This is a genomic window from Pseudomonas chlororaphis subsp. piscium, assembly GCF_003850345.1.
GTDB lineage: Bacteria > Pseudomonadota > Gammaproteobacteria > Pseudomonadales > Pseudomonadaceae > Aquipseudomonas > Aquipseudomonas piscium.
The window spans coordinates 6,554,186-6,576,166 of the sequence record NZ_CP027707.1; the positions used below are offsets into that span (position 1 = coordinate 6,554,186).

Annotated in this window: 23 protein-coding genes; 8 read left to right on the forward strand and 15 right to left on the reverse strand. The window is 64.7% G+C overall.

All coding sequences use genetic code 11. From position 1 onward, the window contains the following. The first annotated feature begins 48 nt into the window (after positions 1-48). The 3 genes from C4K38_RS29850 (at position 49) to rhlE2 (ending at position 4,090) form a co-directional block, all read left to right on the forward strand. Positions 49-1,131: a hypothetical protein gene (locus tag C4K38_RS29850; protein ID WP_053281246.1), complete on the forward strand. Its 1,083-nt coding sequence runs from the start codon at positions 49-51 to the stop codon at positions 1,129-1,131. 55 nt (positions 1,132-1,186) lie between these two features. Continuing rightward, complete coding sequence (locus C4K38_RS29855) at positions 1,187-2,002, forward strand: substrate-binding periplasmic protein (RefSeq protein ID WP_053281247.1); 816 nt, start codon at positions 1,187-1,189, stop codon at positions 2,000-2,002. A 225-nt stretch (positions 2,003-2,227) separates the two neighbouring features. Beyond that, positions 2,228-4,090 carry an RNA helicase RhlE2 gene (gene rhlE2 / locus C4K38_RS29860; protein ID WP_053281248.1) on the forward strand — a complete coding sequence of 621 codons (1,863 nt, stop codon included), beginning with the start codon at positions 2,228-2,230 and terminating at the stop codon, positions 4,088-4,090. Between the two features lie 188 nt (positions 4,091-4,278). Here rhlE2 and C4K38_RS29865 read toward each other — a convergent pair whose 3' ends face one another. Together C4K38_RS29865 and C4K38_RS29870 are read right to left on the reverse strand one after the other, a co-directional pair. Continuing rightward, positions 4,279-4,878, reverse strand: a complete 600-nt coding sequence (locus C4K38_RS29865; protein WP_053281249.1) for a YceI family protein — start codon at positions 4,876-4,878, stop codon at positions 4,279-4,281. A gap of 32 nt (positions 4,879-4,910) precedes the next feature. Beyond that, positions 4,911-5,462 (reverse strand): cytochrome b, encoded by a 552-nt coding sequence (locus C4K38_RS29870; protein ID WP_053281250.1) that lies wholly within the window; start codon positions 5,460-5,462, stop codon positions 4,911-4,913. A gap of 280 nt (positions 5,463-5,742) precedes the next feature. On the opposite strand from C4K38_RS29870, the gene C4K38_RS29875 reads away from it, so the two are divergent. Next, positions 5,743-7,149, forward strand: coding sequence for an adenosylmethionine--8-amino-7-oxononanoate transaminase (locus tag C4K38_RS29875; protein WP_053281251.1), 1,407 nt, complete (start codon positions 5,743-5,745; stop codon positions 7,147-7,149). 97 nt (positions 7,150-7,246) lie between these two features. Then, positions 7,247-7,966 (forward strand): 16S rRNA (uracil(1498)-N(3))-methyltransferase, encoded by a 720-nt coding sequence (locus tag C4K38_RS29880; RefSeq protein WP_053281252.1) that lies wholly within the window; start codon positions 7,247-7,249, stop codon positions 7,964-7,966. A gap of 193 nt (positions 7,967-8,159) precedes the next feature. On the opposite strand, the gene C4K38_RS29885 is transcribed toward C4K38_RS29880, so the two are convergent. From C4K38_RS29885 to C4K38_RS29895, 3 genes are read right to left on the reverse strand one after another with little or no spacing between them, the layout of a single operon-like run. Continuing rightward, the gene (locus C4K38_RS29885; protein WP_053281253.1) at positions 8,160-9,062 is read right to left on the reverse strand and encodes a transporter substrate-binding domain-containing protein; all 903 of its coding nucleotides are present in this window, start codon (positions 9,060-9,062) and stop codon (positions 8,160-8,162) included. Positions 9,063-9,089: 27 nt separating this feature from the next. Further along, on the reverse strand, positions 9,090-9,440 hold the full coding sequence (locus C4K38_RS29890) for a RidA family protein (protein WP_053281254.1): 351 nt from the start codon (positions 9,438-9,440) through the stop codon (positions 9,090-9,092). A 27-nt stretch (positions 9,441-9,467) separates the two neighbouring features. Next, positions 9,468-10,709 carry a D-amino acid dehydrogenase gene (locus C4K38_RS29895; RefSeq protein WP_053281255.1) on the reverse strand — a complete coding sequence of 414 codons (1,242 nt, stop codon included), beginning with the start codon at positions 10,707-10,709 and terminating at the stop codon, positions 9,468-9,470. Between the two features lie 106 nt (positions 10,710-10,815). Between C4K38_RS29895 and C4K38_RS29900 the strand changes: the two genes are divergently transcribed. Further along, positions 10,816-11,730, forward strand: coding sequence for a LysR family transcriptional regulator (locus tag C4K38_RS29900; protein WP_053281256.1), 915 nt, complete (start codon positions 10,816-10,818; stop codon positions 11,728-11,730). Positions 11,731-11,866: 136 nt separating this feature from the next. Here the strand turns inward: C4K38_RS29900 and trhA are convergent, their stop codons facing one another. Continuing rightward, the gene (gene trhA / locus C4K38_RS29905; protein ID WP_053281257.1) at positions 11,867-12,484 is read right to left on the reverse strand and encodes a PAQR family membrane homeostasis protein TrhA; all 618 of its coding nucleotides are present in this window, start codon (positions 12,482-12,484) and stop codon (positions 11,867-11,869) included. 154 nt (positions 12,485-12,638) lie between these two features. Between trhA and C4K38_RS29910 the strand changes: the two genes are divergently transcribed. After that, entirely contained in the window at positions 12,639-13,553 is a 915-nt protein-coding gene (locus tag C4K38_RS29910) for a LysR family transcriptional regulator (protein ID WP_025807208.1), read from the forward strand. Between the two features lie 122 nt (positions 13,554-13,675). Here C4K38_RS29910 and madM read toward each other — a convergent pair whose 3' ends face one another. The 9 genes from madM to mdcA all read right to left on the reverse strand — a co-directional run bounded on the left by madM (position 13,676) and on the right by mdcA (position 20,972). Further along, positions 13,676-14,440, reverse strand: a complete 765-nt coding sequence (gene madM, locus C4K38_RS29915) for a malonate transporter subunit MadM (RefSeq protein ID WP_007932567.1) — start codon at positions 14,438-14,440, stop codon at positions 13,676-13,678. Between the two features lies 1 nt (position 14,441). Next, on the reverse strand, positions 14,442-14,858 hold the full coding sequence (madL, locus tag C4K38_RS29920) for a malonate transporter subunit MadL (RefSeq protein WP_053281258.1): 417 nt from the start codon (positions 14,856-14,858) through the stop codon (positions 14,442-14,444). A gap of 66 nt (positions 14,859-14,924) precedes the next feature. Continuing rightward, the gene (gene mdcH / locus C4K38_RS29925; RefSeq protein ID WP_053281259.1) at positions 14,925-15,860 is read right to left on the reverse strand and encodes a malonate decarboxylase subunit epsilon; all 936 of its coding nucleotides are present in this window, start codon (positions 15,858-15,860) and stop codon (positions 14,925-14,927) included. Continuing rightward, the gene (locus C4K38_RS29930) at positions 15,857-16,477 is read right to left on the reverse strand and encodes a malonate decarboxylase holo-ACP synthase (protein WP_053281265.1); all 621 of its coding nucleotides are present in this window, start codon (positions 16,475-16,477) and stop codon (positions 15,857-15,859) included. The genes mdcH and C4K38_RS29930 overlap by 4 nt, the downstream gene beginning before the upstream one ends. Before the next feature lie 5 nt (positions 16,478-16,482). Next, positions 16,483-17,286 (reverse strand): biotin-independent malonate decarboxylase subunit gamma, encoded by an 804-nt coding sequence (gene mdcE, locus C4K38_RS29935; RefSeq protein ID WP_053281260.1) that lies wholly within the window; start codon positions 17,284-17,286, stop codon positions 16,483-16,485. Next, positions 17,286-18,134, reverse strand: coding sequence for a biotin-independent malonate decarboxylase subunit beta (locus C4K38_RS29940; protein ID WP_053281261.1), 849 nt, complete (start codon positions 18,132-18,134; stop codon positions 17,286-17,288). Before C4K38_RS29940 ends, mdcE begins: the two co-directional genes overlap by 1 nt. Continuing rightward, complete coding sequence (locus C4K38_RS29945; protein ID WP_007932573.1) at positions 18,127-18,426, reverse strand: malonate decarboxylase subunit delta; 300 nt, start codon at positions 18,424-18,426, stop codon at positions 18,127-18,129. Before C4K38_RS29945 ends, C4K38_RS29940 begins: the two co-directional genes overlap by 8 nt. Then, complete coding sequence (locus C4K38_RS29950) at positions 18,426-19,301, reverse strand: triphosphoribosyl-dephospho-CoA synthase (protein WP_053281262.1); 876 nt, start codon at positions 19,299-19,301, stop codon at positions 18,426-18,428. The genes C4K38_RS29945 and C4K38_RS29950 overlap by 1 nt, the downstream gene beginning before the upstream one ends. Further along, entirely contained in the window at positions 19,302-20,972 is a 1,671-nt protein-coding gene (mdcA, locus tag C4K38_RS29955; RefSeq protein ID WP_053281263.1) for a malonate decarboxylase subunit alpha, read from the reverse strand. A 459-nt stretch (positions 20,973-21,431) separates the two neighbouring features. On the opposite strand from mdcA, the gene C4K38_RS29960 reads away from it, so the two are divergent. After that, positions 21,432-21,950: an Hcp family type VI secretion system effector gene (locus C4K38_RS29960; RefSeq protein WP_007925756.1), complete on the forward strand. Its 519-nt coding sequence runs from the start codon at positions 21,432-21,434 to the stop codon at positions 21,948-21,950. The last annotated feature ends 31 nt before the right edge of the window (positions 21,951-21,981 follow it).

Genomic DNA, 21,981 nt, shown 5'->3' on the forward strand with positions numbered 1-21,981 from the left:
ATCCAGGGCCTTTTTTTTAACCCCCATACATCCGAAGGATCGCCGTAGATGTCCACAGGCAGCACCGCAGCACGCCCACAATTGATCTATCTGGTTTACGGCGCCGCGACCTATCACCAGGAAGCCGCGTTCAGTATTGCCAGCGCCCTGGCCGGGTTGCGTGAAACACCGGGAGAAGCCCTCGATATCCAGGTCTTCACCGACAATGCCGCGCCTTACCGAGACCTGCCTGTGCGTGTGCGCCCCTTGGATGAAAGTACCCGCCAGGCGTGGATCGCCCCACACGGCTACCACTTTCGCGCCAAACACGTGGTGATGCAGCAGGTGCTGCAAGAATCCGAACTGGCGTTGCTGATCGACACCGACACCTTTTTCCACTGCTCGCCGCTGGAGCTGTTTCGCCGCGTCCAGCCCGGCACCCTGCTGTGTAATGCGTTCGGCATGTGCTACGGCGCCAACAAGGAGTCTGGCCTCTACCAGTCCCTGGCCGGCCTACTGCGGGAACGCAAACTGGCCGACGACCAGATGCCGTTGCTCAACTCCGGCGTGATTGGCCTGCACCGCGCGGACGCCGATGTGCTGGACCGCTCCATCGCCCTGATGGACGAGCTGTACCCGCTGGCCAACGGCGCCTATACCCTCGAAGAGTTCTGTCTGTCGGTCGCCGCCTATCGTACCAAACAGGTCCGCGAATGCCCCGACCTGATCCACCACTACTGGAGCCGCAAGCAGCTGTTTCGCGCCAAGATCAAGGCCTGGCTGGACAAGCACGGCGCAGCGCCCACCAGCACCGTCGCCCTGGACGAAACCCGCCTGGTCACCGCGACCCTGCCACGCCCACCGGCTTTGCAACGCCTGGCCTACAAGATCGTGACCCTGGCCCTGCCCGCGTACCAGCGGCAATTCATGCGTGAAATCCTCTACGGCTGCTACCGCCACACCAACGAATTCGACCAGGCCTGCGCCCCGGTCTGGTGGGAGAAAGCCCGGGAAAACGCCGAAGGCCGCCTGAAAAAGCCACTCAACAGTCATCAACTCGAGCACTGGTTCAACCACCCGGTGATTCGCCTGGTACTGGGCCAGCGGCGCAAGGCCATCTACCTGCATCTGATCGAGACAAAGGCTGACTAAGGCTTGAGCTAGACGGCCTCTGGTATTGGACGACCTCTCGTCGTAATCTCCATCGATGCCCGTCATTGCCCAGCTGCTGACAGCCTTTATCTGCGCTTGCCTGAGCCTCACCGCCCATGGCGAGAAGCTGCGCATTGTCACCGAGCCCTGGGCCCCTTATGTCTATGAGGAACAGGGCAAGGCCCAGGGCCTGGATTACGAAACCACGGCGATCGTCTTCCAGCGCCTGGGGATCGAAGTCGAATGGCAGTTCCTGCCCTGGAAACGTTGCCTGGCCATGCTCGAACAAGGCCAGGCCGACGGTGCCCTGGACATCTTTCACAGCAACGAACGCGAAAGCAGCCTGCTCTACCCCAGCGAGCCACTGTCGGACGTCGAGTTCGTGATGTTCTATGCCAACGCCCGGCCCTTTCCGTTCCGTACCCTGGAAGATTTGCGCGGGCTGACCGTGGGCACTTCCCCCGGCTACCTGTACAGCCAGGACTTCAGGGAATCCACCCTGTTCAAGCACGAGCCGGCGCCGACCCACGAAGCCAACTTCGGCAAGCTGCTGCGCGGCCGCATCGACCTGCTGATCACCGATCGGCGGGTCGGCCAGCATCTGCTGGACCAACTGAATATTCGCCAGCAGATCACCGAGAACCCGGTGGTCATCAGCCGCCAGAGCCAGTTTCTGGCGGTACGGCGCAATGCCGGCATGGACTTGCTGGTGCAGCGTTTCGGCGCCGAACTCAAGCGCTTCAAGCGCGAGCCGGCCTACGCCGAACTGAGCGCACGCTATGGCGCGGCGCCGGCCATGGCCGACTCAAGCGCAGTACCGCCCGAAGCTCCGGTGAAAACCGTTGAGCAGCAGGAAAGCAGCGCACGCTGATTGCTCTGTTATACTCCGGCCTTCCCGCCAGGCTCACGCCCGGACGCTCGATCCTGTTCAAGGCCTCTCGATACCGCTACAGCGCAGCCACAAGGCCCGCGCGAGCCCTCGCCGATGAGCCTTCAGGAGCCAGCAGGACCGGACGGGATTGCGTCCTCTTAAACGCCATTCGCGCCAGGCAAGACTATCCCTCTGGGCCAAGCCCTCACTAAAACAGGATTACTCATGTCCTTTGCTTCCCTCGGTCTCTCCGAGGCTTTAGTCGGCGCCATCGAAGCCGCCGGCTACACCCAGCCTACTCCGGTGCAACAGCGGGCCATTCCCGCCGTGTTGCAAGGTCGCGACCTGATGGTCGCGGCACAGACAGGTACTGGTAAAACCGGCGGTTTCGCCCTTCCGATCCTGGAACGGTTGTTTCCCAACGGTCACCCGGACAAATCCCAGCGTCACGGCCCGCGCCAACCACGCGTCCTGGTCCTGACCCCAACCCGCGAACTGGCCGCGCAAGTACACGAGAGCTTCAAGGTCTATGCCCGCGACCTGAAATTCGTCAGTGCCTGCATCTTCGGCGGCGTCGGCATGAACCCACAGGTTCAGGCCATGGCCCGCGGCGTTGACGTGCTGGTGGCCTGCCCCGGCCGCCTGCTCGACCTGGCTGGCCAAGGCAGCGTCGACCTGTCCCACGTGGAAATCCTCGTGCTCGACGAAGCCGACCGCATGCTCGACATGGGCTTCGTCCATGACGTGAAGAAAGTCCTCGCACGCCTGCCCGCCAAGCGCCAGAACCTGCTGTTTTCCGCGACCTTCTCCAAGGACATCACGGACCTGGCCGGCAAGCTGCTGCACAACCCCGAGCGCATCGAAGTCACGCCGCCGAACACCACGGTCGAGCGTATCGAGCAACGGGTGTTCCGCCTGGCCGCCAGCCACAAGCGTGCCTTGCTGGCCCACCTGATCACCGCCGGCGCCTGGGAACAGGTGCTGGTCTTCACCCGTACCAAGCACGGCGCCAACCGCCTGGCCGAGTACCTGGACAAGCACGGCCTGACCGCCGTCGCCATCCACGGCAACAAGAGCCAGAACGCCCGCACCAAGGCCCTGGCCGACTTCAAGGCCGGTGAAGTGCGGATCCTCGTCGCCACCGACATCGCCGCCCGCGGCCTGGACATCGACCAACTGCCACACGTGGTCAACTTCGAACTGCCGAACGTCGACGAAGACTACGTGCACCGCATCGGCCGTACCGGCCGTGCCGGTCGTTCGGGCGAAGCGATCTCGCTGGTCGCGCCGGACGAAGAGAAGCTGCTCAAAAGCATCGAGCGCATGACCAAGCAGAAGATCCCTGATGGTGATCTGATGGGCTTCGACGCCAGCGCCGTGGAAGCCGAGAAACCGGAAGTGCGCGAGCGTCCGGACGTGCGTAACCCACGCAATTCCCGTGGCCCGCGTGGCGACGGTCCGAATGGCGGCGGTGGTGGCGGCGGCGGTCGTAAAGACAAAGGCAAGGACAAGGGCAAGGAAAAACCGGCCGCTCGCGGCGACCGCCCGGCCCGTGAGCAAAAACCTCGCGAAGGCACCCCGGCCCGCGAACAGCGCCAGCCGACGCCACGCGCTGATCGTGCCCCAGACGAGTTCCTGGACGACGACGTGGACAACTTCGGCAATCGCGCCGACTACGTCAGCCCGTACCAGAACAAGAACAACCAGGGCCGCGGTCGCCGTCCAGGCGCGCCAAGCCAGGGCGCAGCAGCCAACAGCAATGCGCCGCGCAGTGGCGGCCAGGGTCGCTCCGGCGGTCCGCGCAACAGCAGCGGCGCCAGCACCGGCACTCCACCTGCCAAGCGCAACGGCCCACGCAGTGGCGCTCCACGTGACGGCCAGGCCCGTCGCGAAGAGTCGCGCAATCGTCGTCCGGCCCGTGACGACCAGGCGCGTCAGGAACCGGCGGTGCAGAACCCGCGTGGCAACCAGCCGAAGATCATGCACAAGGAATCGAAAGCCGACCGCTTCCCGACTCCCGAGCAGCTCGATCAACTGCCAAGCCGTCCACGTGGCGAAAAACCAGCCTTGCTGACCCGCAATCGCTGAGTTACCCGCGGCAATAAAAAACGCCCCTGATCTTGCGATCAGGGGCGTTTTTTTTATGGCTTCTGTAGCCGCTGCCGAGCCTGCGAGCCCGCGGTCGACCGGGAACCGGTCGCAGGCCTCAAGGGCCATGAAGGTCCTGCGGACCTTGTCACAGCCTCGCGGGCTCGGCAGCGGCTACAGGCGAAGCATTACTTCGCTTTCACACCTTCAAAGGTGATGTACAGCTGAACGGTGTCGGACTGCGGGCCAACATCCATCCCGTCCTTGTTGAACTCTTTGCGGCTGATGCTGGTGGTGCCTTCAAAACCGGCGCGGTAGCCGCCCCATGGATCCTTGCCTTCACCCAGGAAGGTGGCCTTGACCACGACAGGCTTGGTCACACCGTGGAAAGTCAGGTCGCCAGTCACATCGGCGGTCTGCTTGCCATCAGCATTCTTGCCGGTTGGCTTGACGCTGGTGGAAACGAACTTCGCATCAGGGAATTTGCCCGACTCCAGGAAGTCCTTGCTGTTGACGTGCTTGTCACGTTCGGCGTGGTTGGAGAACACGCTGGCGGTGCGCACGTTGACTTCGATCTTGGCGTCTTCAGGCTTGGCCGCGTCGAAGCTGAACTTGCCGTCCAGGTCCTTGAAGGTACCGGTGATGAAGCTGTAGCCCAGGTGGCTGATCTTGAAGTCGACGAAGGCGTGCTGGCCTTCCTTGTCGATCACGTAGTCCGCGGCCATCGCCTGACCGGCAGACAACAGAGCAGAACCGATTGCCAGAGCGGCGAGAGTCTTTTTCAACATGCTTTCTATTCCTTTTGAGTAGAGGTTGAGCATCAGGCTTTGCGCCCCAGCATTCGAGCCAGGGTCGCGTCACGATCGATAAAGTGGTGTTTCAAAGCGGCCAGAGCATGCACTCCGGCGAAGATCACCAGGGCCCAGGCCAGGTACAGATGCACCTCGCCAGCCACATCTGCCTGGTCCGGTAGACCGGAAACCAGGGCAGGAATTTCAAACAGGCCAAACACCGGGATCCCGACACCGTCTGCGGTGGAAATCAGGTAACCGGCAATCATCACAGCGAACAGACTGAGATAAAGGAAGGCATGGCCGAACTTGGCACCCAGGCGCGTCAGGCGACCGTGGTTGTCCGGTGCCGGAGGCGGTGGGCTGACGAAGCGCCACAGCACCCGCAGCAGCATGATCGCGAACAGCGTCAAGCCAATGCTCTTGTGCAGGTCCGGCGCATCTTTGCGCCAGGCACTGTAGTAATCCAGGCCGACCATCCACAGGCCCAGGGCGAACAGTCCCAAGACTGCCAGCGCCACGCTCCAGTGCAGAAAAATGCTTACCCAGCCGTAGCGGGAAGAAGAGTTACCTAGCTGCATCACTTGAATCCTGTAAGAACTGCTGCCCAAGACTATCGATTTAACTATCGAATTAAAGCGGAAATTTTCGCTTTGAAATATCGAGAAATACGATGTTGATCCTAGGAACACTAAATTAACCAGGCATTAAGGTCTATGGGGGAAAAACGTGACAGACCGTCCTGCGACCGCGACCAATTCGCCCTTCCGGGCATGCAATGGGTTGTGACACGGCCTGGCATTGCATAGGCTTGCACGATTGTTTGCTCGCGCACTTAGAGCCGCCTCCAGGAGACTGAACATGGGCCTCAACAACCAGTGGATGCAACGCGATCTCGCGGTGTTATGGCATCCCTGTACCCAGATGAAAGACCACGAGCAGCTGCCGCTGATCCCGATCAAGCGCGGTGAAGGCGTGTGGCTGGAGGACTTCGAAGGCAAGCGCTACCTCGATGCGGTCAGCTCCTGGTGGGTCAATGTGTTCGGCCACGCCAACCCGCGCATCAACCAGCGCATCAAGGACCAGGTCGATCAACTGGAGCACGTGATCCTCGCCGGCTTCAGCCATCAGCCGGTGATCGAGCTGTCCGAGCGCCTGGTGAACATCACCCCGGAGGGCCTGACCCGCTGTTTCTATGCCGACAACGGTTCGTCGTGCATCGAAGTGGCAATGAAGATGAGCTTCCACTACTGGTTCAACCGTGGCCAGAAGGACAAGAAGCGCTTCGTCACCCTGACCAACAGCTACCACGGCGAAACCATCGCCGCGATGTCGGTGGGCGATGTGCCGCTGTTCACCGAGACCTACAAGGCCCTGCTGCTGGACACCCTCAAGGTGCCGAGCCCGGACTGCTACCTGCGCCCCGAAGGCATGAGCTGGGAAGAACACTCGCGCAACATGTTCGCCGCCATGGAGCAGACCCTGGCGGAACACCACGCCACTATTGCCGCGGTGATAGTCGAGCCGCTGATCCAGGGCGCCGGCGGCATGCGCATGTACCACCCGGTGTACCTCAAGCTGCTGCGCGAGGCCTGCGACCGCTACGACGTGCACCTGATCCATGACGAAATCGCCGTCGGCTTCGGCCGCACCGGCACCATGTTCGCCTGCGAACAGGCCGGCATCCGTCCAGACTTCCTCTGCCTGTCCAAGGCCCTCACCGGCGGCTACCTGCCGCTGGCCGCGTGCCTGACCACCGACGAAGTCTACAGCGCCTTCTACGACGACTACCCGACCCTGCGCGCCTTCCTCCACTCCCACAGCTACACCGGCAACCCGCTGGCCTGTGCGGCGGCGCTGGCGACCCTGGATATCTTCGAGCAGGACAACGTCATCGAGAATAACCAGGCGCTGGCCCAGCGCATGGCCAGCTCGACCGCGCACCTGGCGGATCACCCGAATGTCGCGGAAGTTCGCCAGACCGGCATGGTGCTGGCCATCGAGATGGTCCAGGACAAGGCCAGCAAGACCGCCTACCCGTGGCAGGAACGCCGTGGCCTGAAAGTCTTCCAGCACGCCCTGGAGCGCGGCGCCCTGCTGCGTCCGCTGGGCAGCGTGGTGTATTTCCTGCCGCCCTATGTGATCACCCCGGAGCAGATCGACTTCCTCGCCGAGGTGGCCAGCGAAGGCATCGATATCGCCACCAGCGACAAGGTCAGCGTGGCAGTGCCCAAGGACTTCCACCCAGGCTTCCGCGATCCGGGTTGAGCCCCTCGCCGACAAGCCCACCGCTTTGCAGGAGCGGGCTTGCCGGCGAAAAGATCCATTGACCCACCTCGAACCGAATTTTTCCCAGAGAACCACCATGAGACTGTCCCGCTTCTTTATCGACGCCCCCCTGAGCCTCGGCGAGCACGAGCTGCCGGAAGCCCAGGCCCACTACATCGGGCGCGTACTGCGCATGGCCGAGGGCGACGCGCTGCAGCTGTTCGACGGTTCGGGCAACGAGTTTCGCGGCAAGCTGCTGGAAGTCGGCAAGAAACGCGTGGTGGTCCAGCTCGATGAGAGCTTCGCCGGGCAGGTCGAATCGCCGCTGCAGATCCACCTCGGCCAGGGCCTGTCCCGGGGCGAGCGCATGGACTGGGCGATTCAGAAGGCCACCGAGCTTGGGGTGAATGAAATCACCCCGATCTTCAGCGAGCGCTGCGAAGTGCGGCTCAAGGACGAACGCGCCGACAAGCGCCTGTCCCACTGGCGCCAGGTGGCCGCCAGCGCCTGCGAGCAATGCGGGCGCTCACGGGTGCCGGTGATTCACCCGCCAGTGCTGCTGGCCGACTGGATCAAGCAGACCCAGGCCGACCTCAAGCTGGTACTGCACCCGGTGGCCGAGCCACTGGTGAGCCACGCCAAGCCTGCGACCCTGGCGTTCCTGATCGGCCCGGAAGGCGGTCTGTCCGATGCCGAAGTGGACCAGGCCCAGGGCGCGGGTTTCCTGCCGGCCCGCCTCGGCCCGCGGGTGCTGCGCACCGAAACCGCCCCAGTGGTGGCGCTGGCCGTGGCGCAGCAACTCTGGGGCGACTTCTAACCCGCCTGACACACCGCGCCGCGCCCATCGCCAGCAAGCTTGGCTCCTACAGAAGCAGCTTCGGGCCGACGCCTGCACCGCCTCTGTAGGAGCGAGCGGGCGGCGATCCGGCTTGCCCGCGAAGCGTTTTGCCTGACACACCGCGGCGTACCTATCGCCGGCAAGCCTGGCGCCTACAGAAGCGGATCGGTGTTTACTCCACCGGATCGCTCACCGGCTTGGCGATGATTGCCTTCAACTCGCTGGTCATCGGGAACTCCAGGTTCAGACCCTTGGGCGGAATCGGTTGTTCGAACCAGCGCTGGTAGATCCCGTTGATCTCCCCTGAGCGGTACAGGTCCGCCAGGGTGCTGTTCACCAGTTCCAGGAACTGCGGATCGTCCTTGCGCACCATGCAGCTGTAGATTTCCCGCGACTGTTCCTCGCCGACCACCACCCAATTGTGCGGATCGCGGGCCTTGGCCCGTTCGCCGTAGAGCAGCGCGTCGTCCATGTAGAACGCTGCGGCGCGACCGGATTGCAGCATCTGGAAGGCTTCGCCGTGGTCCTTGGCGCTGATCACGAACATGTCGATCTTGTGCTCGACGTTGTAGCTCTTGAGGAAGCGCTCGTTGGTGGTGCCGGCGGTGGTCACCACGTTCTTGCCGCGCAGGTCGGCGAAACTCTTGATCCCGCTGTCCTTGGCGGTCAGCAACTGGCCTTTGACGTAGATGAAGCCATAGGAGAACGCCACCTGCTTCTGCCGTTCGGCGGTGACCCCGGTGGAGCCGCATTCCAGGTCCACGGTGCCGTTCTGCACCAGCGGGATCCGGGTCTGGGACGTCACCAGGTTGTACTTCACCGCCAGCTGCGGCAGCGCCAGCTTGTGGCGGATGCGCTCGACGACCTTGCTCGCCAGGTCCACCGAATAGCCCATGGGTTTGCCGCTGTTGTCACCCACATAGGAAAACGGCACCGACGCATCGCGATAACCCAGGGTAATACTGCCGGCAGTGGCGATCTTGCCCAGGGTGCCGGTCAACGGCGCCTCGCTGGCGTACAGCGGGGAGCCGAGCAACAGGCCAAGGGTGCAGCCGAGCAACGTGATTTTTTGCATTGTTATTCTCCGTTGTGGGTGAAGGCGTTAGCGGCGAACCGCGATGACGGTGATTTCCACCAGGATGTCCGGACGCGCCAGGGCGGCCTGCACGGTGGTGCGGCTTGGCGCCTGGCCAGGGGACAGCCAGGCCGACCAGACCTCGTTCATCGCGGCGAAGTCCTGCTGGATGTTTTTCAGGTAGATGGTCGCACTGAGCAGATGATCCTTGTCGCTGCCGGCCTCGGCCAGCAAGGCGTCGATCTTCGCCAGCACTTCGCGGGTCTGGCCGGCCGCATCGGTGGCCGGGCCCGGCACCTGGCCGGAGAGGAAGATCAGATCGGCAAAACTCACGACAGCGCTGAGGCGGTCATTGCTGTGGAGACGCTGGATGGTCATGGGACAGCTCCTTGTACACGAAAGAAATCAGGCGGCATGGGGCGCGAGCCCCTGCATGTCGATGGAGGGATGGCGCTGGCCGATCAGCTCGGCCAACAGCCGCCCGCTGCCACAGGCCAGGGTGAAACCCAGGGCGCCGTGGCCGAGGTTGAGCCACAGGTTGCGGTAGCCGGTGGCGCCAATCAGCGGTACGCCGCTGGGGGTCGCCGGGCGCATGCCGGCCCACTCGATGGCGGCATCGTAGTCGCCGGCGTTGGCGAAGGTTTCCCGGGCCTGGCGCTGCATCAGGGCCAGCCGCTTGGGGTCCAGGGACGGGTCGAAACCGACGATATCGACCATGGCCGCCACCCTCAGTTGCTGGCCGATCCGCGCGTAGACGATCTTGCGGTTGTAATCGGTGATGCTGATCTCCGGCGCCCGATGCCCCGCGCCGATCGGCACGCTGAGGCTATAGCCCTTGAGCGGATACAGCGGCAGCTTCAGCCCGGGCAGCACCAGTTCGCCACTGCGATGGCCGGCGGCCAGTATCAGTTGGTCCACTGCCAGCACCTCGTCGCCCAGCTCGATGGCCTGCACCTGGCCGCCTGCCTGACGAATGCCGGTGACCGGGCGCCCCGTCAGCAACTGGCAACGGCCGGAGGCCTGTAGCCGCGCCACCAGTTGCTGGCAGAAGGCGTGACAGTCGGCCACCTCTTCGTCCGGGGTGAAGATGCCGCCGACAAAGGGCGCACCGCCGAGGGTCGGCTCCAGCTGCACGCATTCGGCAGCGGACAGCACCTGCTGCTGGCGCGGATCGGCCAGGCCGTGGCGGGCATGCTCGAAGCTGGCGGTTTCGCGAAAGGTCACCAGCTTGCCGTTGCGCCGCCAGTGAAAACCCTCGAGCCGGTCCTCCTCACGCCAGCTCTGCAAGGTGGCCTGGCTCAGCAGCGCCAGGCGCAGCAGATGGGCGCCGTTGCGCCGGTTGACCGAACCGCGGCAGGCCGCCAGGAACCCGGCCATCCAGCGCCACTGCGCCGGGTCCAGGCGCGGGCGCAGCTTCAGCGGCGAATCGCCCCGCAGCATCCAACCCAGGGCCTGCCAGGGCACCCCGGCATCGGCCAGCGGCGCCACGTAGCGGTACGACAGCTGGCCGCCATTGGCGAAGCTGGTCTGGCTGGCGAAGGCGTCGCGCGCCTCCACCAGGCTGACGTCGAACCCCTCGCGAACCAGGGCGTAGGCGCTGGCCAGGCCAATGACCCCGCCGCCGATGATGCAAACCCGCTGTGCCATGTCAGTCCTTAAACCTTGTTGAGCGGGCTTCAGGTTAGGACCAGGTGACAGGCCCGGGACAATGAATAAAAATGGACCACCCATAAACAAAGGTTATGGACTCATCATGCGACTGCGTCATATCGAGATTTTCCAGGCCATCCGCCAGACCGGCTCGATCAGCGGCGCGGCGCAACTGCTGCACGTCTCCCAGCCGGCGGTGACCAAGGTCTTGCAGCACGCCGAGCAGCAGCTGGGTTTCCCGCTGTTCCTGCGGGTCAAGGGCAAGTTGCAGGCCACCCCGGAAGCCCTGGAGCTGGAGCGCGAGGTCGACAAGGTCAGCGAAAGCCTGCAAGGGGTGCGGCGCCTGGCCCAGAGCCTGCGCCGCGAGCCGGGCCACAGCCTGCGGGTCGGTGCCACGCCGGCGCTGGCCCTGTCCTTGCTGCCGCCGGCCATCAACCAGTGGACCCGGCGCTACCCGGACATCGTCTGCGAGCTGTCCAGCGCCCACAGCCGCGAGCTGGTGCAAAACCTGCTGATGCGCGAGATCGACGTGGCCCTGACCCTGCAACGCCCCGATCATCCGGGGCTGACCGCCCAGGCCCTGGCCAGTGGGGTGCTGGTGGCGCTGGCGCCGCTGGATTACTGGCCCCAGGCGGCCAGGGGCAAGCCACTGCCGTTGATGGAGCTGGCGGGGGCGCCCTTGATCGGCCTGTCCAGCGCCGACCCGCTGGCGGCGAAACTCGACGGTTACCTGAAAGCCGTGGAACCGGCGCCACGGGTCAGCATCGCCGTGCAGACCTACTCCCTGGCCCGGGCCATGGTCGAATCCGGGGCCGGGCTGGCGGTGATCGACCCCTTCACCGCCCTCGGTGCCTCCCCCGCCAGCACCGCGACTCGCCCGCTGACCCCGGCGCTGCCGATCACCCTGTATGCCGTGACCCGCGCGGCGGAGGCGCTGCCCCATACCTTGAGCAGCCTGCTGGAGATCTTCGGCGGCCGGGCGCAGGAGCAGTTGGATCGGTTGATGACCGGGAATTGAGGCGGCCCTGCCGGGCCTTATCGCGAGCAATCGAGCGTCGACCGGCTGCTCCTACAGATACGGCGCAGGTCTTGAAACTTCGCGTTCTTCTGTAGGAGCGAAGCTTGCTCGCGATGAACGATAACGCGGTCGCCCGTCACAACACGTAAAAAAAGATCGCCACAAAGTGCAGCAAACTGCCGGCGATCACGAACAGGTGCCAAATCCCGTGGGCGTGGCGCAAACGGCTGTCGAGGGCGAAGAAGATGATGCCGACGGTGTAGAGCACCCCGCCCGAGGCCAGCCAGGCAAAACCGGCGGGGCCCAGGGCCGCCAGCAGCGGCTTGACCGCCACCAGCACGATCCAGCCCATCACCGCGTAGATCACGATGGACAGGATGCGCGCCTCGGAGCGCGGCTTGATCTCCTGCAGGATGCCGATCAGCGCCAGCCCCCAGACGATCCCGAACAGCGTCCAGCCCCAGGGCCCGCGCAGGGTCACCAGGCAGAACGGCGTATAGCTGCCGGCAATCAGCAGGTAGATGGAGAAGTGATCGACCTTCTGCATGATGCTTTTCGCCCGCCCGCGCACGCTGTGGTACAGGGTCGAGGCGCTGTACAGCACCAGCAAGGTGAAACCGTAGATCGCGACGCTGACGATTTTCCACGGACTGCCGTCGAGGCTGGCCAACACCAGCAGCCAGATCCCCCCGACAAGTGCCGCAATCGCTCCCACCAGATGCGTCCAGGCATTGAGTCTTTCCCCGTGATACATGTGCCACTCACCTCCCAAGGCGGAAAATCTGCGCAAGGCTCAGGCCTATAGCCTGAAAGCGCAATGTTTCCGAATAAAGCTATGGACGAAAAAACCTCCAGCCAAGTCATGACCCGGCAGGCACAATCGGAGCATTCGAATAAGAGTGCCCATCATGCTGATCGATGAAGAGTTGACCCTGAAAAAGCTCGAAGTGTTTCTGGCGTTCATGCGCACCGGCAACCTGGCGCGCGCCGCCGCCGAGTTGCAGACCAGCAATGTCAGCGTGCACCGGGCCATTCACTCCCTGGAAAGCGCCCTGCGCTGCCCGCTGTTCAAGCATGAAGGGCGCAACCTGACGCCGCTGGAAAGCGCCTTCGTCCTCGAAGAACGGGCGCAGAAGCTGATCCAGGACGTGCTCGAAAGCGTGCGCCTGACCCGCGAAGCCGCCGGGTTCTCGGCGGAGCGCTTCAAGCTCGGCTCCCTGTATTCATTGACGGTGAAGACCGTGCCGCAGCTGATCATGGGCCTGAAGCTGCGCCGTAGCGAGCTGAATATCGACCTGATCCTGGGTTCCAACATCGACCTGCTGTACAAGCTGAAGAACATGGAAGTCGACGCGATCCTGGTATCCCTGGACGACAGCGTCAGCGACCCGGACTGCGAGCAGATCCCGCTGTTTTCCGACGATATCTTCCTGGCCACGCCGGCCGATTCGCCGTTCGCCCAGCAGGCGGAAGTCGACCTCAGCGATGTGCGCGACGCGACCTTCATCACCCTGACCCAGGGCTTCGCCACCCATCAGGACGGTGTGCGGGTGTTCAAGCAGGCGGGTTTCGAGCCGAAGGTGGCGATGCAGGTCAACGACATCTTCACCCTGCTGAGCATGGTCAGCTCGGGGGTGGGCTATGCCCTGCTGCCGGGAAGGATTGCCGCGGTGTACGAAAACCGCGTGAAGCTGATTCCGCTGCAGGCGCGCTACCGACTGCAACAGCATATCGGTGTGGTGTTCCTCAAGGCCAAGGAGCGTGATCCGAACCTGCTGGCGTTGCTGGCGGAGTGCCGGATGTATGCCAATCGGCAGGATTAGAACGCCAGAGTTTCGCTGTGATCATGAGATGGTCATCGCGGGCAAGCCTCGCTCCTACAGGTTTTGCGTGACTCTGTAGGAGCGAGCGGGCGGCGATCCGGCTTGCCCGCGATGGCGTCATATCAGCCCACCAATCCCCGCACGATGAAATACAGCAACGAAGGCCCGAGCAGGCAACCCAGCCCGGTATGGAAGGTCGCGGTCAACGCGCCGTAGGGCACCAGGCGCCGATCGGTCGCCGCCAGCCCCGCGGTCACCCCGCTGACAGTGCCGGCCAGACCACCGAAGACCATCGCCGAACGCGGGTTGTCCAGGCCCATCCAGCGCGCCGCCATGGGCGTGCCGACCATCACCAGGATCGCCTTGATCAGCCCGGTGGCGATGGACAGCGCCACCACATCGGAACTGGCGCCGATCGCCGCCCCGGTTACCGGGCCGACAATGTAGGTCACCGCGCCGGCGCCGATGGTGGTCATGCTCACCGCATCGCGATAGCCGAAGGCCCAGGCGATGCTCGCACCGACAATGAACGGCAGCACAGTGCCGAGAAACAGCGCGATGGCGCCGATCATCCCGGCCTTGCGCGCCTCGGTGGCCTGTACCTCGAAGGCCGTGGCGACAATCGCGAAGTCCCGCAGCATGGCGCCGCCCATCAGGCCGATGCCGGAGAACAGCGCCAGGTCCGCCAGGCCCTTTTGCCCACCGGTGACAGTGCCGCCGACCCAGGCCAGCACCAGGCCGATGACGATGGCGATGGCCGAGCCGTGTACCCGGCCGAACGTCAGGCGCTTGGACAGCAGCACCGAGACCCACATGATCACGCCGACGAAGGCGAAGGCGGTGACCAGGCCGTTGTGTTCCAGGCCTTTCTCGATCAGATCCCACATATCAGCGTCCCCCTGCCGGAGCGACACCAGGAGCGACACTGTCCGGTTCGTCCGGCAACGGTTCACCTTTGTTGGTACGGCTGATCAAGGCAATGGTGCCGCCACAGAGCAGCACCGAACCGATGGCCGCCAGCACCGCCACCGGGCCGCCGTGCAGGGCGGTCACCACGTTCTGTTGCGCGGCCATGGCCACCACCACCGGGATGTACATGGCGCCCCAGAAACCGACGCCCATCTCGCAGTCCTTGGTCATGCCGCCGTGCCTGTGCATCCACAGCCGCGCGCAGATCAGCAAGATCATGGCGATGCCCACACCGCCGACGTTGGACTTCACTCCCAGCAGGACGCCGAGCATGTCACCGATAATCACCCCTGCCAGCGTACAGATCGCCAGCAGCGCCACACCGTAAATAATCATTGTTGTAGTCCTCAAAGTGCATCGTCGAAGTTGTTGTTCTTGTGCTTCGCCAGCTTGAGTCAGTGTCTAGGGTTGGCGGTTTCCCTCCTCACGCAACAGCGCTTGCAGGGTGTCGAGCCGGGCACCGTCGCAGGCAATCACGGTGCCTTGCTCGAACACCCGGCGCGCCAGAGCGGTCAACACCGCGCCGGGCGGCAGTTCGATCTGTAGCCGCACGCCGCGCTCGTAGGCGCTTTGCACGGTGCCGCGCCAATCCACCAGCCGGCACATGTTGAACGCCAGGTCGTCACGCAACTGCTCTGGCGTACGCAGCGGCCGCGCGCGGCTGCCGCTCAGGTAACCCAGGCGCGGCGGCTGCAGGGTCACCCTGGAGAACGCCTCGGCCAGGGCCTGGGCCGGCTGCTCCAGCAACGGGCAATGGGACGGCACGCTGACCGCCAGGCGCTTGGCCACTCCGACACCACAACCCCGGGCCAGCTCGGCGACCTGGGCCATGGCGGCATCGCTGCCGGCGATCACCACCTGGCTATCGGCATTGATATTGGCCAGGTACACCGGGTTGTCCGGGCTGCGCACCCGGGCCAGCAAGGCCTCCACCGTCGCCAGTTCCAGGCCGATGATCGCGGTCATGCCATAACCCTGCGGATAGGCCTGCTGCATCAGCTCGCCGCGCAGGCTGACCAGACGCAGCGCATCGCAAAAATCCAGGGCCCCGGCCACCACCGCAGCGGGATAGGCACCGATCGACAAGCCCGCCACGTAATCCGCGCCCGGCCCGTTTTCCAGCAACACCCGGGCATTGGCCACGCCGGCGATCAGCAGGCACAGCTGCACCGCCCGGGTACTCGTCAGGGCCTGGGGCGAATCCAGGGCCAGGGCATCCTCGCCCAGGACTTCGCTGGCCTGTCGCAGGCAGGCGTCCGCCAAGGCGCTGGGCGGCAGGCGATGCAACATCCCCGGCTGCTGCGCGCCCTGGCCTGGAAACACCAGCAGGCTGCTCAAGCCACCTGCTCCAGGGCCTGCCACGGATCGCCGACCAGACGCGCGCCGCTGGCGCTTTTCAGCAGCACCCGCGCCGAAGTCCCGGCCCACTCGCGCAGGGCCACGGCGCCGTTGGGCGTCTGCAATTGCATGTCCACCGGGCAAACGGCGGCGTCGAGCAGTGCCAGCAATACCCGGGCCTCGGACCTCTCCATGGGCTGCGCAGTGCGCAGGATCAGGTCCAGGTCGCTCTGCCGATGCAGCGCCGGCACGCCGCTGGCCAGTTCAAAACCGGCACTGCCGCTGACACCCCAGGCCAGGCCGAGGCCATCCAAGGGTTCACGCAACCGGGCCAGTGCCTGGAGCGCTGGCCAGGCCCGCTCCGACTCGACATGGCACAGCTGTTCCGGGCGCACCCGGCGTTCGATGGCCGCTACCGCCATCAGCGTCCCATAACGTTGCTCCCGCAGCGGCCCACGCACGCCCACTGCCACCTGCCCGGCCGCGGTCAAGGCTCGGCGCACCACCACCGGTTGCCCGGCGGCCATGGCCGCCACCGCCCAGTCTGGAGCATCGGCGGGCAGCTGCCGCGGGGTCAGGCCCCACAGCAGGTCATGGGGCAGCAAGGCGCTGGCCATGGCGCTCACCATTGCTCGCGCAACAGCTGGCGGACCCGGCTGGAAGCGCCGCGGTTGCTGGCCCCCAGACGCCCCGACAGATCGCGGCCATGGGTTCGCACATCGGCAATCGCCTGGCTCAGGCACTGCCGCACCTGGCTCAGGTCGTCGGCAGTCGGCTGTTCGATCTGGCTGACCGAGAGCGTTTCCCAGAGCAAGCCGAGGCTGGCATAGCTGTCGATGTCATAGGCCATGGGCGGCACGCTGGCGGCCAGGGCTTCCAGTTCCTCGACGCTACGCAGGGTGACCCGCGCCGCCGACACCTTGCCCATGGCGTGCACCATCACCCCCGGATCGCGCAGGGCGATCAGGCGGTTGGCCTGGTAACCCTGGGCCAGGAAGGCCCCGGACATGGCCTTGCCCACCAGCAGACCGATTACCGGATGCCCGGCCAACCGAGCCCGGGCATAGCTGTCGGCGGCCGCGGCCAGGGCCTGATGGATGCCCAAAGCTTCTTCGCGACGCCCATAGGCCTGGCTCGGCACGTCGACTATGGCGATCAGCGCGCGCTTGACGCTCTGCTCGTGGTCAGCCTCGATCGCCTCGTCCACCGCCTTGGCCAGGCCCCAGCCTTCCAGCAGGCCGACCTCACCGTTGCGGGCGCGCACGAAGGGGTTGGCCGGGTCGGCGACCACGGCGATAAATCGCACAGGCTGCTGCTCCAGCGTGGTGTCCGCTACTTTCAAGGAGGCAGGCAAACCCGCTACCGGGGCAGCGCCTGCGCTCAGGGCGGTGAACCAATGCAGGCCCCGCAGAGAATAAGCACTCATCAGTGGTCTCCTCGATACAGCTGGCGAACCGTCGCCGGGTCGATCTGTGGATGGCTGTCCAGCCGGGCCAGGCGTTGCAGGTACAGCTCGGCCTGGCGGCTGCGCTGCTCGTCGGGCAACCCTTGGGCCAGCAGTTCGCTGACCTGTTGGCGGATCTGCGCCACGTCGTCGGCCACATAACGGTCCGCCAGGCCGCTGGCGAAACGCTGCTCGCCGCCGGTCAGGCTCCAGATAAAGGGCCGATCGCGGGAGTCGTATTCCTCAAGGCCGGCCTCCTGTTCGATCACCTGCGGGCCGTTGAGGCCCAGCCGCGCCTCCTGGGTCACCAGCAGATAACTGCACAGCCCGGCGGCAATCGACATACCGCCAAAACAGCCAACACTGCCGGCCACGATGCCTATCACCGGCTGGTACTGGCGCAGGTCGACGATGGCCGCGTGAATGTCGGCGATCGCCGCCAACCCGAGGTTGGCTTCCTGCAGGCGCACGCCGCCGGTCTCCAGCAGCAACACGGCGCGGGTCGGAATGCCCTTGCGGTTGTCTTCGGCCGCCAGCTCCAGGGCGCCGGCAATCTTCGCCCCGCCGACCTCGCCGAGACTGCCGCCCTGAAACGCGCCTTCGATGGCGGCGATCACCACCGGCAGGCCATCGATGCGGCCCTTGGCGATCACCACCCCGTCATCGGCCTGGGGCACCACGCCCTGTCGGGCCAGCCACGGCGACATGACGCGCTGGAACGGGTCGAGCAATTCGCGAAAGCTGCTGGCGTCCAGCAAGGCCTTGGCCCGCTGCCGGGCGCCGAGTTCGACGAAGCTGTGTTTGTTGAGCAAACGGGTGCTGTCAGTCATGGCCGATCTCCTCGAAACCCTGTTCCAGGCGCAGGCGGACCACGCCGGGGGTGGCGCCGAAATCATGGATGTCGATGCTCAGGGCCGGCGGCGTCTGGCCGTCGAACATGCGCTCGAACAGATGCTGCCAGCGCGACGCGCTGCCGTTGACCGAGGTCTGCACCTGGATGCTCAGCTTGCCGGGCTGCCCGGGTTCGAGCAGCACTTCCAGGTCGCCCGAGCCGACACAGCCCACCAGCGCCCGGCCCCGGGCGGGTTGCCCGGCGGGAAATTCGAAAGACAAGGTTTCCATCACACTGCTCCCTGGAAGAAGGCGGCGCCGGAGGCAATCCGGTCGATCAGCAGGCAGGCCGCAAGCAAGTCCGCGGCGCCACCGGGCGAGGCATTCAAGGCCACTAGGCACTGGTCCAGCTCATGCAGCCGGCGACGCCCGGCCAGGCTGGCGCTGCCGCCGGCGTCGAGCACCGCCTGGGCACCCTGCTGCATGGCCTGCAGGCCCGCCTCGCCAGCGCGATAGAGCACGCAGGTATCGGCCAGGCCGGTCATGATCGCCAGCAGCGCATCGAGCCGGGCGTTCTGTTCGCCATGCCCCTGGGCCCGGCTGCGTTCGAGTTGCGGCAGGCCCCGTTGCAGCACCGCCGGAAAGCCCAGCTGGGCTTCTTCGCGGGCGCCGCGCACGCCATAGCGCAGCGCCACCTGCGCGCCGTGGCTGAGGGGCCGCGGCGCGTAACAATCGTCCAGCAGCGCCAGGCGCGCGGCTCGCAGGCACAGGGCGCCCGCCGTGTTGGCTTGAGGTTCCAGGGCGGCGGCGGCCACCAGCAGGCCCAGGGCCCAGATCGCGCCACGGTGGGTATTCACCCCGTTGGTGGTGGCGAGCATCGCTGCTTCGCCTTCACGGCCAATGTGGCCCAGGGCCTCGCGCAGGGGCAGGCCGACCGTGCCGAACTGGCTGGCGGCTTCGGCCATTTCCTTGAAGGCTGGCCATAGCGACAGGGCCGAGGCATGCATCAGCCCCAGGTGCAGGTCGCTGTGGGCGCCGTTGCCGCGACGGTCGACCAGGGCCGGTTTCGGCGACAGGTCGGCTTCGTCGATCAACGCGTCCACCGCCAGGTCCGCCAGGCGCTCGGCCAGGCTCAGGGGTTTGCTTTGCAGGTTGAAGGCGTGCATTTACCAGCTCCTGAACTTGGCGGGCGGGTTGTACAGGCCACCCGACCACTCCACCAGATCGGCGACGCTTTTCGCCGCCAGCAGCTCGCGGCTGGCGTCGGTGCGGCGGATGCCGAGGTCTTCGGGCAAGGCAATCAGGCCTTCGCGGCGCATGCGTGCGGTGTCTTTCGGATTGTGGCGCAGGCCGATGGCAGTGACCCCGGCCACCGCGGCGATCATCGCCTGGCGCTCTTCCAGGGAACGCGCCTTGTACAGGTAGGCGATACCCTCTTCGGTCAGCAGGTGGGTGACGTCGTCGCCGTAGATCATGATCGGCGCCAGAGGCATGCCGCTCTTGCGCGCCACTTCCACGGCATCCAGGGTTTCGACGAAGGTGGGTTTGCCGCCTTCCTGGAAGGTCTCGACCATCTGCACCACCAGCTTCTTGCCCCGTTCGAGCATCGGTTGCGGCGAATCGTCGTGGCGTATGTCGAGCCAGGCCGGGGTGCCGTGGCGCCGGCCGCGGGGGTCGTGGCCCATGTTCGGCGCGCCGCCGAAGCCGGCCAGGCGGCCACGGGTCACGGTGGAGGAATGGCCATCGCCATCGACCTGCAGGGTGGCGCCGATAAACAGGTCCACCGCGTATTGCCCGGCCAGCTGGCAGAACATCCGGTTGGAACGCAACGAGCCGTCGCGCCCGGTGAAGAACACATCCGGCCGCGCGGCGATGTAGTTTTCCATGCCCAGTTCGGTGCCGAAGCAATGCACGCTTTCCACCCAGCCGCTTTCGATGGCCGGAATCAGGGTAGGGTGGGGGTTGAGGGTCCAGTTGCGGCAGATCTTGCCTTTCAGGCCCAGGGATTCGCCGTAGGTCGGCAGGATCAGCTCGATGGCCGCGGTGTTGAAACCGATGCCGTGGTTCAGCGACTGGACCTTGTGTTTTTCGTAGATGCCGCGGATCGCCATCATCGCCATCAGCACATGCACCGGCTTGATGTGGCGCGGGTCGCGGGTGAACAGCGGCTCGATGTAGAACGGCTTGTCGGCCACCACCACGAAGTCGACCCAGGACGCCGGGATATCCACCCGCGGCAGCTCGCTGACATCGTCCACCAGCTGGTTGACCTGGACGATGACGATGCCATCGCTGAAGGCCGCCGGCTCGATCAGCGCCGGGGTGTCCTCGGTGCTCGGGCCGGTATAAATGTTGCCCGCGCGGTCGGCCATAAACCCGGCCGAAAGCACTACGTTGGGGATCAGGTCCACCACCAGCCGCGCATAGAGTTCGATGTAGGTGTGGATCGCGCCGATTTCCAGCAGGCCGTCTTCCAGCAACTGGCTGATACGCAGGCTCTGGGTGCCGGCGAAGGAGAAGTCGAGCTTGCGGGCGATGCCGCGTTCGAACAGGTCCAGGTGCTCCGAACGGCCAACGCTGGGCATGATCATGTGCAGGTCGTGCAGGCGACTGGGGTCGGCCTTGGCCAGGGAGCGGGACAGGAAGTCCGCCTGCTTCTGGTTGTTGCCCTCCAGCACCACGCGGTCGCCGGGCAGAATCAACGCCTCCAGCGCCGCGACTATCTTGTCGGTGGGCAACACCGCGCCATCGGCGAGACCCCGCACCTGCTCGAGACGCCGCTGCTTTTCAGCGCGCCGCCGCGTCCAGCGCGAGTCGGGGGATATTGTTGTTGTCATGCTCACTCCACGGGTTCGCTGTCGTGGCAGCTACCTTAGGAGCGGAGGATGGGTGGCATCAATCAAGCAGAGTGGTGGATCGTTACGGTGAAGGTAATGATTATGCGACCGTTCCTGGAGACGTCGAGCCCTCCTTCTTTTGCGAGTGATAGCTCATAGCCTCTATGCGCAAGAAGTTGCGCACTCAAATGTGGATAAGCCTGTGGATACAACGCTGTAGACAAGGTCATCCAAGACGCTTGGACAAGTGCGCAAGAACTTGCGCAGTCCTCAGTCCAAAGTGCGCAACTTCTTGCGCACTTTTGTCCGACCACCTGTAAGCAAATATTTCATAAAGTTCTTAAACTACCATAATATATAGCCAAAAATGCTTATGGCACGAACCTTGATAACTGTTCAGGCACCCACCGGGCGATTCGTCCCACCGGGCACCTTTATTTTTTAGCAAGGAGAGCATCCATGGCTACACCAGCGTATATGTCCATCACCGGCACCAAACAAGGCCTGATCACCGCCGGTGCCTTCACCGCTGACTCCGTTGGCAACACCTACCAGGAAGGCCACGAAGACCAGGTCATGGTTCAGGGTTTCCAGCACGAAGTGATCATCCCGCGTGACCCGCAGTCCGGCCAGCCAACCGGCCAGCGCGTGCACAAACCAGTGGTCATCACCAAAGTATTCGACAAGGCTTCGCCACTGCTGCTGGCTGCCCTGACCTCCGGTGAGCGTCTGACCAAGATCGAAATCCAGTGGTACCGCACCTCCGCTGCCGGCACCCAGGAGCACTACTACACCACCACCCTGGAAGACGCGATCATCGTCGACATCAAAGACTACATGCACAACTGCCAGGACCCATCGAACTCGCACTTCACCCACCTGGAAGACGTGCACTTCACCTACCGCAAAATCACCTGGACCCACGAAGTCTCCGGTACTTCCGGTTCCGACGACTGGCGTTCCCCGGTCGCGGGCTAAGTCCGGCCGACCGTTACACCAACATCGGCCA

What these genes read in the sequence shown, in the direction of transcription:
- C4K38_RS29850 (WP_053281246.1), top strand. Translation starts at nt 49, where the DNA reads ATGTCCACAGGCAGCACCGCAGCACGCCCACAATTGATCTATCTGGTT.
- C4K38_RS29855 (WP_053281247.1), top strand. Translation starts at nt 1,187, where the DNA reads ATGCCCGTCATTGCCCAGCTGCTGACAGCCTTTATCTGCGCTTGCCTG.
- rhlE2 (WP_053281248.1), top strand. Translation starts at nt 2,228, where the DNA reads ATGTCCTTTGCTTCCCTCGGTCTCTCCGAGGCTTTAGTCGGCGCCATC.
- C4K38_RS29865 (WP_053281249.1), bottom strand. Translation starts at nt 4,878, where the DNA reads ATGTTGAAAAAGACTCTCGCCGCTCTGGCAATCGGTTCTGCTCTGTTG.
- C4K38_RS29870 (WP_053281250.1), bottom strand. Translation starts at nt 5,462, where the DNA reads ATGCAGCTAGGTAACTCTTCTTCCCGCTACGGCTGGGTAAGCATTTTT.
- C4K38_RS29875 (WP_053281251.1), top strand. Translation starts at nt 5,743, where the DNA reads ATGGGCCTCAACAACCAGTGGATGCAACGCGATCTCGCGGTGTTATGG.
- C4K38_RS29880 (WP_053281252.1), top strand. Translation starts at nt 7,247, where the DNA reads ATGAGACTGTCCCGCTTCTTTATCGACGCCCCCCTGAGCCTCGGCGAG.
- C4K38_RS29885 (WP_053281253.1), bottom strand. Translation starts at nt 9,062, where the DNA reads ATGCAAAAAATCACGTTGCTCGGCTGCACCCTTGGCCTGTTGCTCGGC.
- C4K38_RS29890 (WP_053281254.1), bottom strand. Translation starts at nt 9,440, where the DNA reads ATGACCATCCAGCGTCTCCACAGCAATGACCGCCTCAGCGCTGTCGTG.
- C4K38_RS29895 (WP_053281255.1), bottom strand. Translation starts at nt 10,709, where the DNA reads ATGGCACAGCGGGTTTGCATCATCGGCGGCGGGGTCATTGGCCTGGCC.
- C4K38_RS29900 (WP_053281256.1), top strand. Translation starts at nt 10,816, where the DNA reads ATGCGACTGCGTCATATCGAGATTTTCCAGGCCATCCGCCAGACCGGC.
- trhA (WP_053281257.1), bottom strand. Translation starts at nt 12,484, where the DNA reads ATGTATCACGGGGAAAGACTCAATGCCTGGACGCATCTGGTGGGAGCG.
- C4K38_RS29910 (WP_025807208.1), top strand. Translation starts at nt 12,639, where the DNA reads ATGCTGATCGATGAAGAGTTGACCCTGAAAAAGCTCGAAGTGTTTCTG.
- madM (WP_007932567.1), bottom strand. Translation starts at nt 14,440, where the DNA reads ATGTGGGATCTGATCGAGAAAGGCCTGGAACACAACGGCCTGGTCACC.
- madL (WP_053281258.1), bottom strand. Translation starts at nt 14,858, where the DNA reads ATGATTATTTACGGTGTGGCGCTGCTGGCGATCTGTACGCTGGCAGGG.
- C4K38_RS29930 (WP_053281265.1), bottom strand. Translation starts at nt 16,477, where the DNA reads ATGGCCAGCGCCTTGCTGCCCCATGACCTGCTGTGGGGCCTGACCCCG.
- mdcE (WP_053281260.1), bottom strand. Translation starts at nt 17,286, where the DNA reads ATGAGTGCTTATTCTCTGCGGGGCCTGCATTGGTTCACCGCCCTGAGC.
- C4K38_RS29940 (WP_053281261.1), bottom strand. Translation starts at nt 18,134, where the DNA reads ATGACTGACAGCACCCGTTTGCTCAACAAACACAGCTTCGTCGAACTC.
- C4K38_RS29945 (WP_007932573.1), bottom strand. Translation starts at nt 18,426, where the DNA reads ATGGAAACCTTGTCTTTCGAATTTCCCGCCGGGCAACCCGCCCGGGGC.
- C4K38_RS29950 (WP_053281262.1), bottom strand. Translation starts at nt 19,301, where the DNA reads ATGCACGCCTTCAACCTGCAAAGCAAACCCCTGAGCCTGGCCGAGCGC.
- mdcA (WP_053281263.1), bottom strand. Translation starts at nt 20,972, where the DNA reads ATGACAACAACAATATCCCCCGACTCGCGCTGGACGCGGCGGCGCGCT.
- C4K38_RS29960 (WP_007925756.1), top strand. Translation starts at nt 21,432, where the DNA reads ATGGCTACACCAGCGTATATGTCCATCACCGGCACCAAACAAGGCCTG.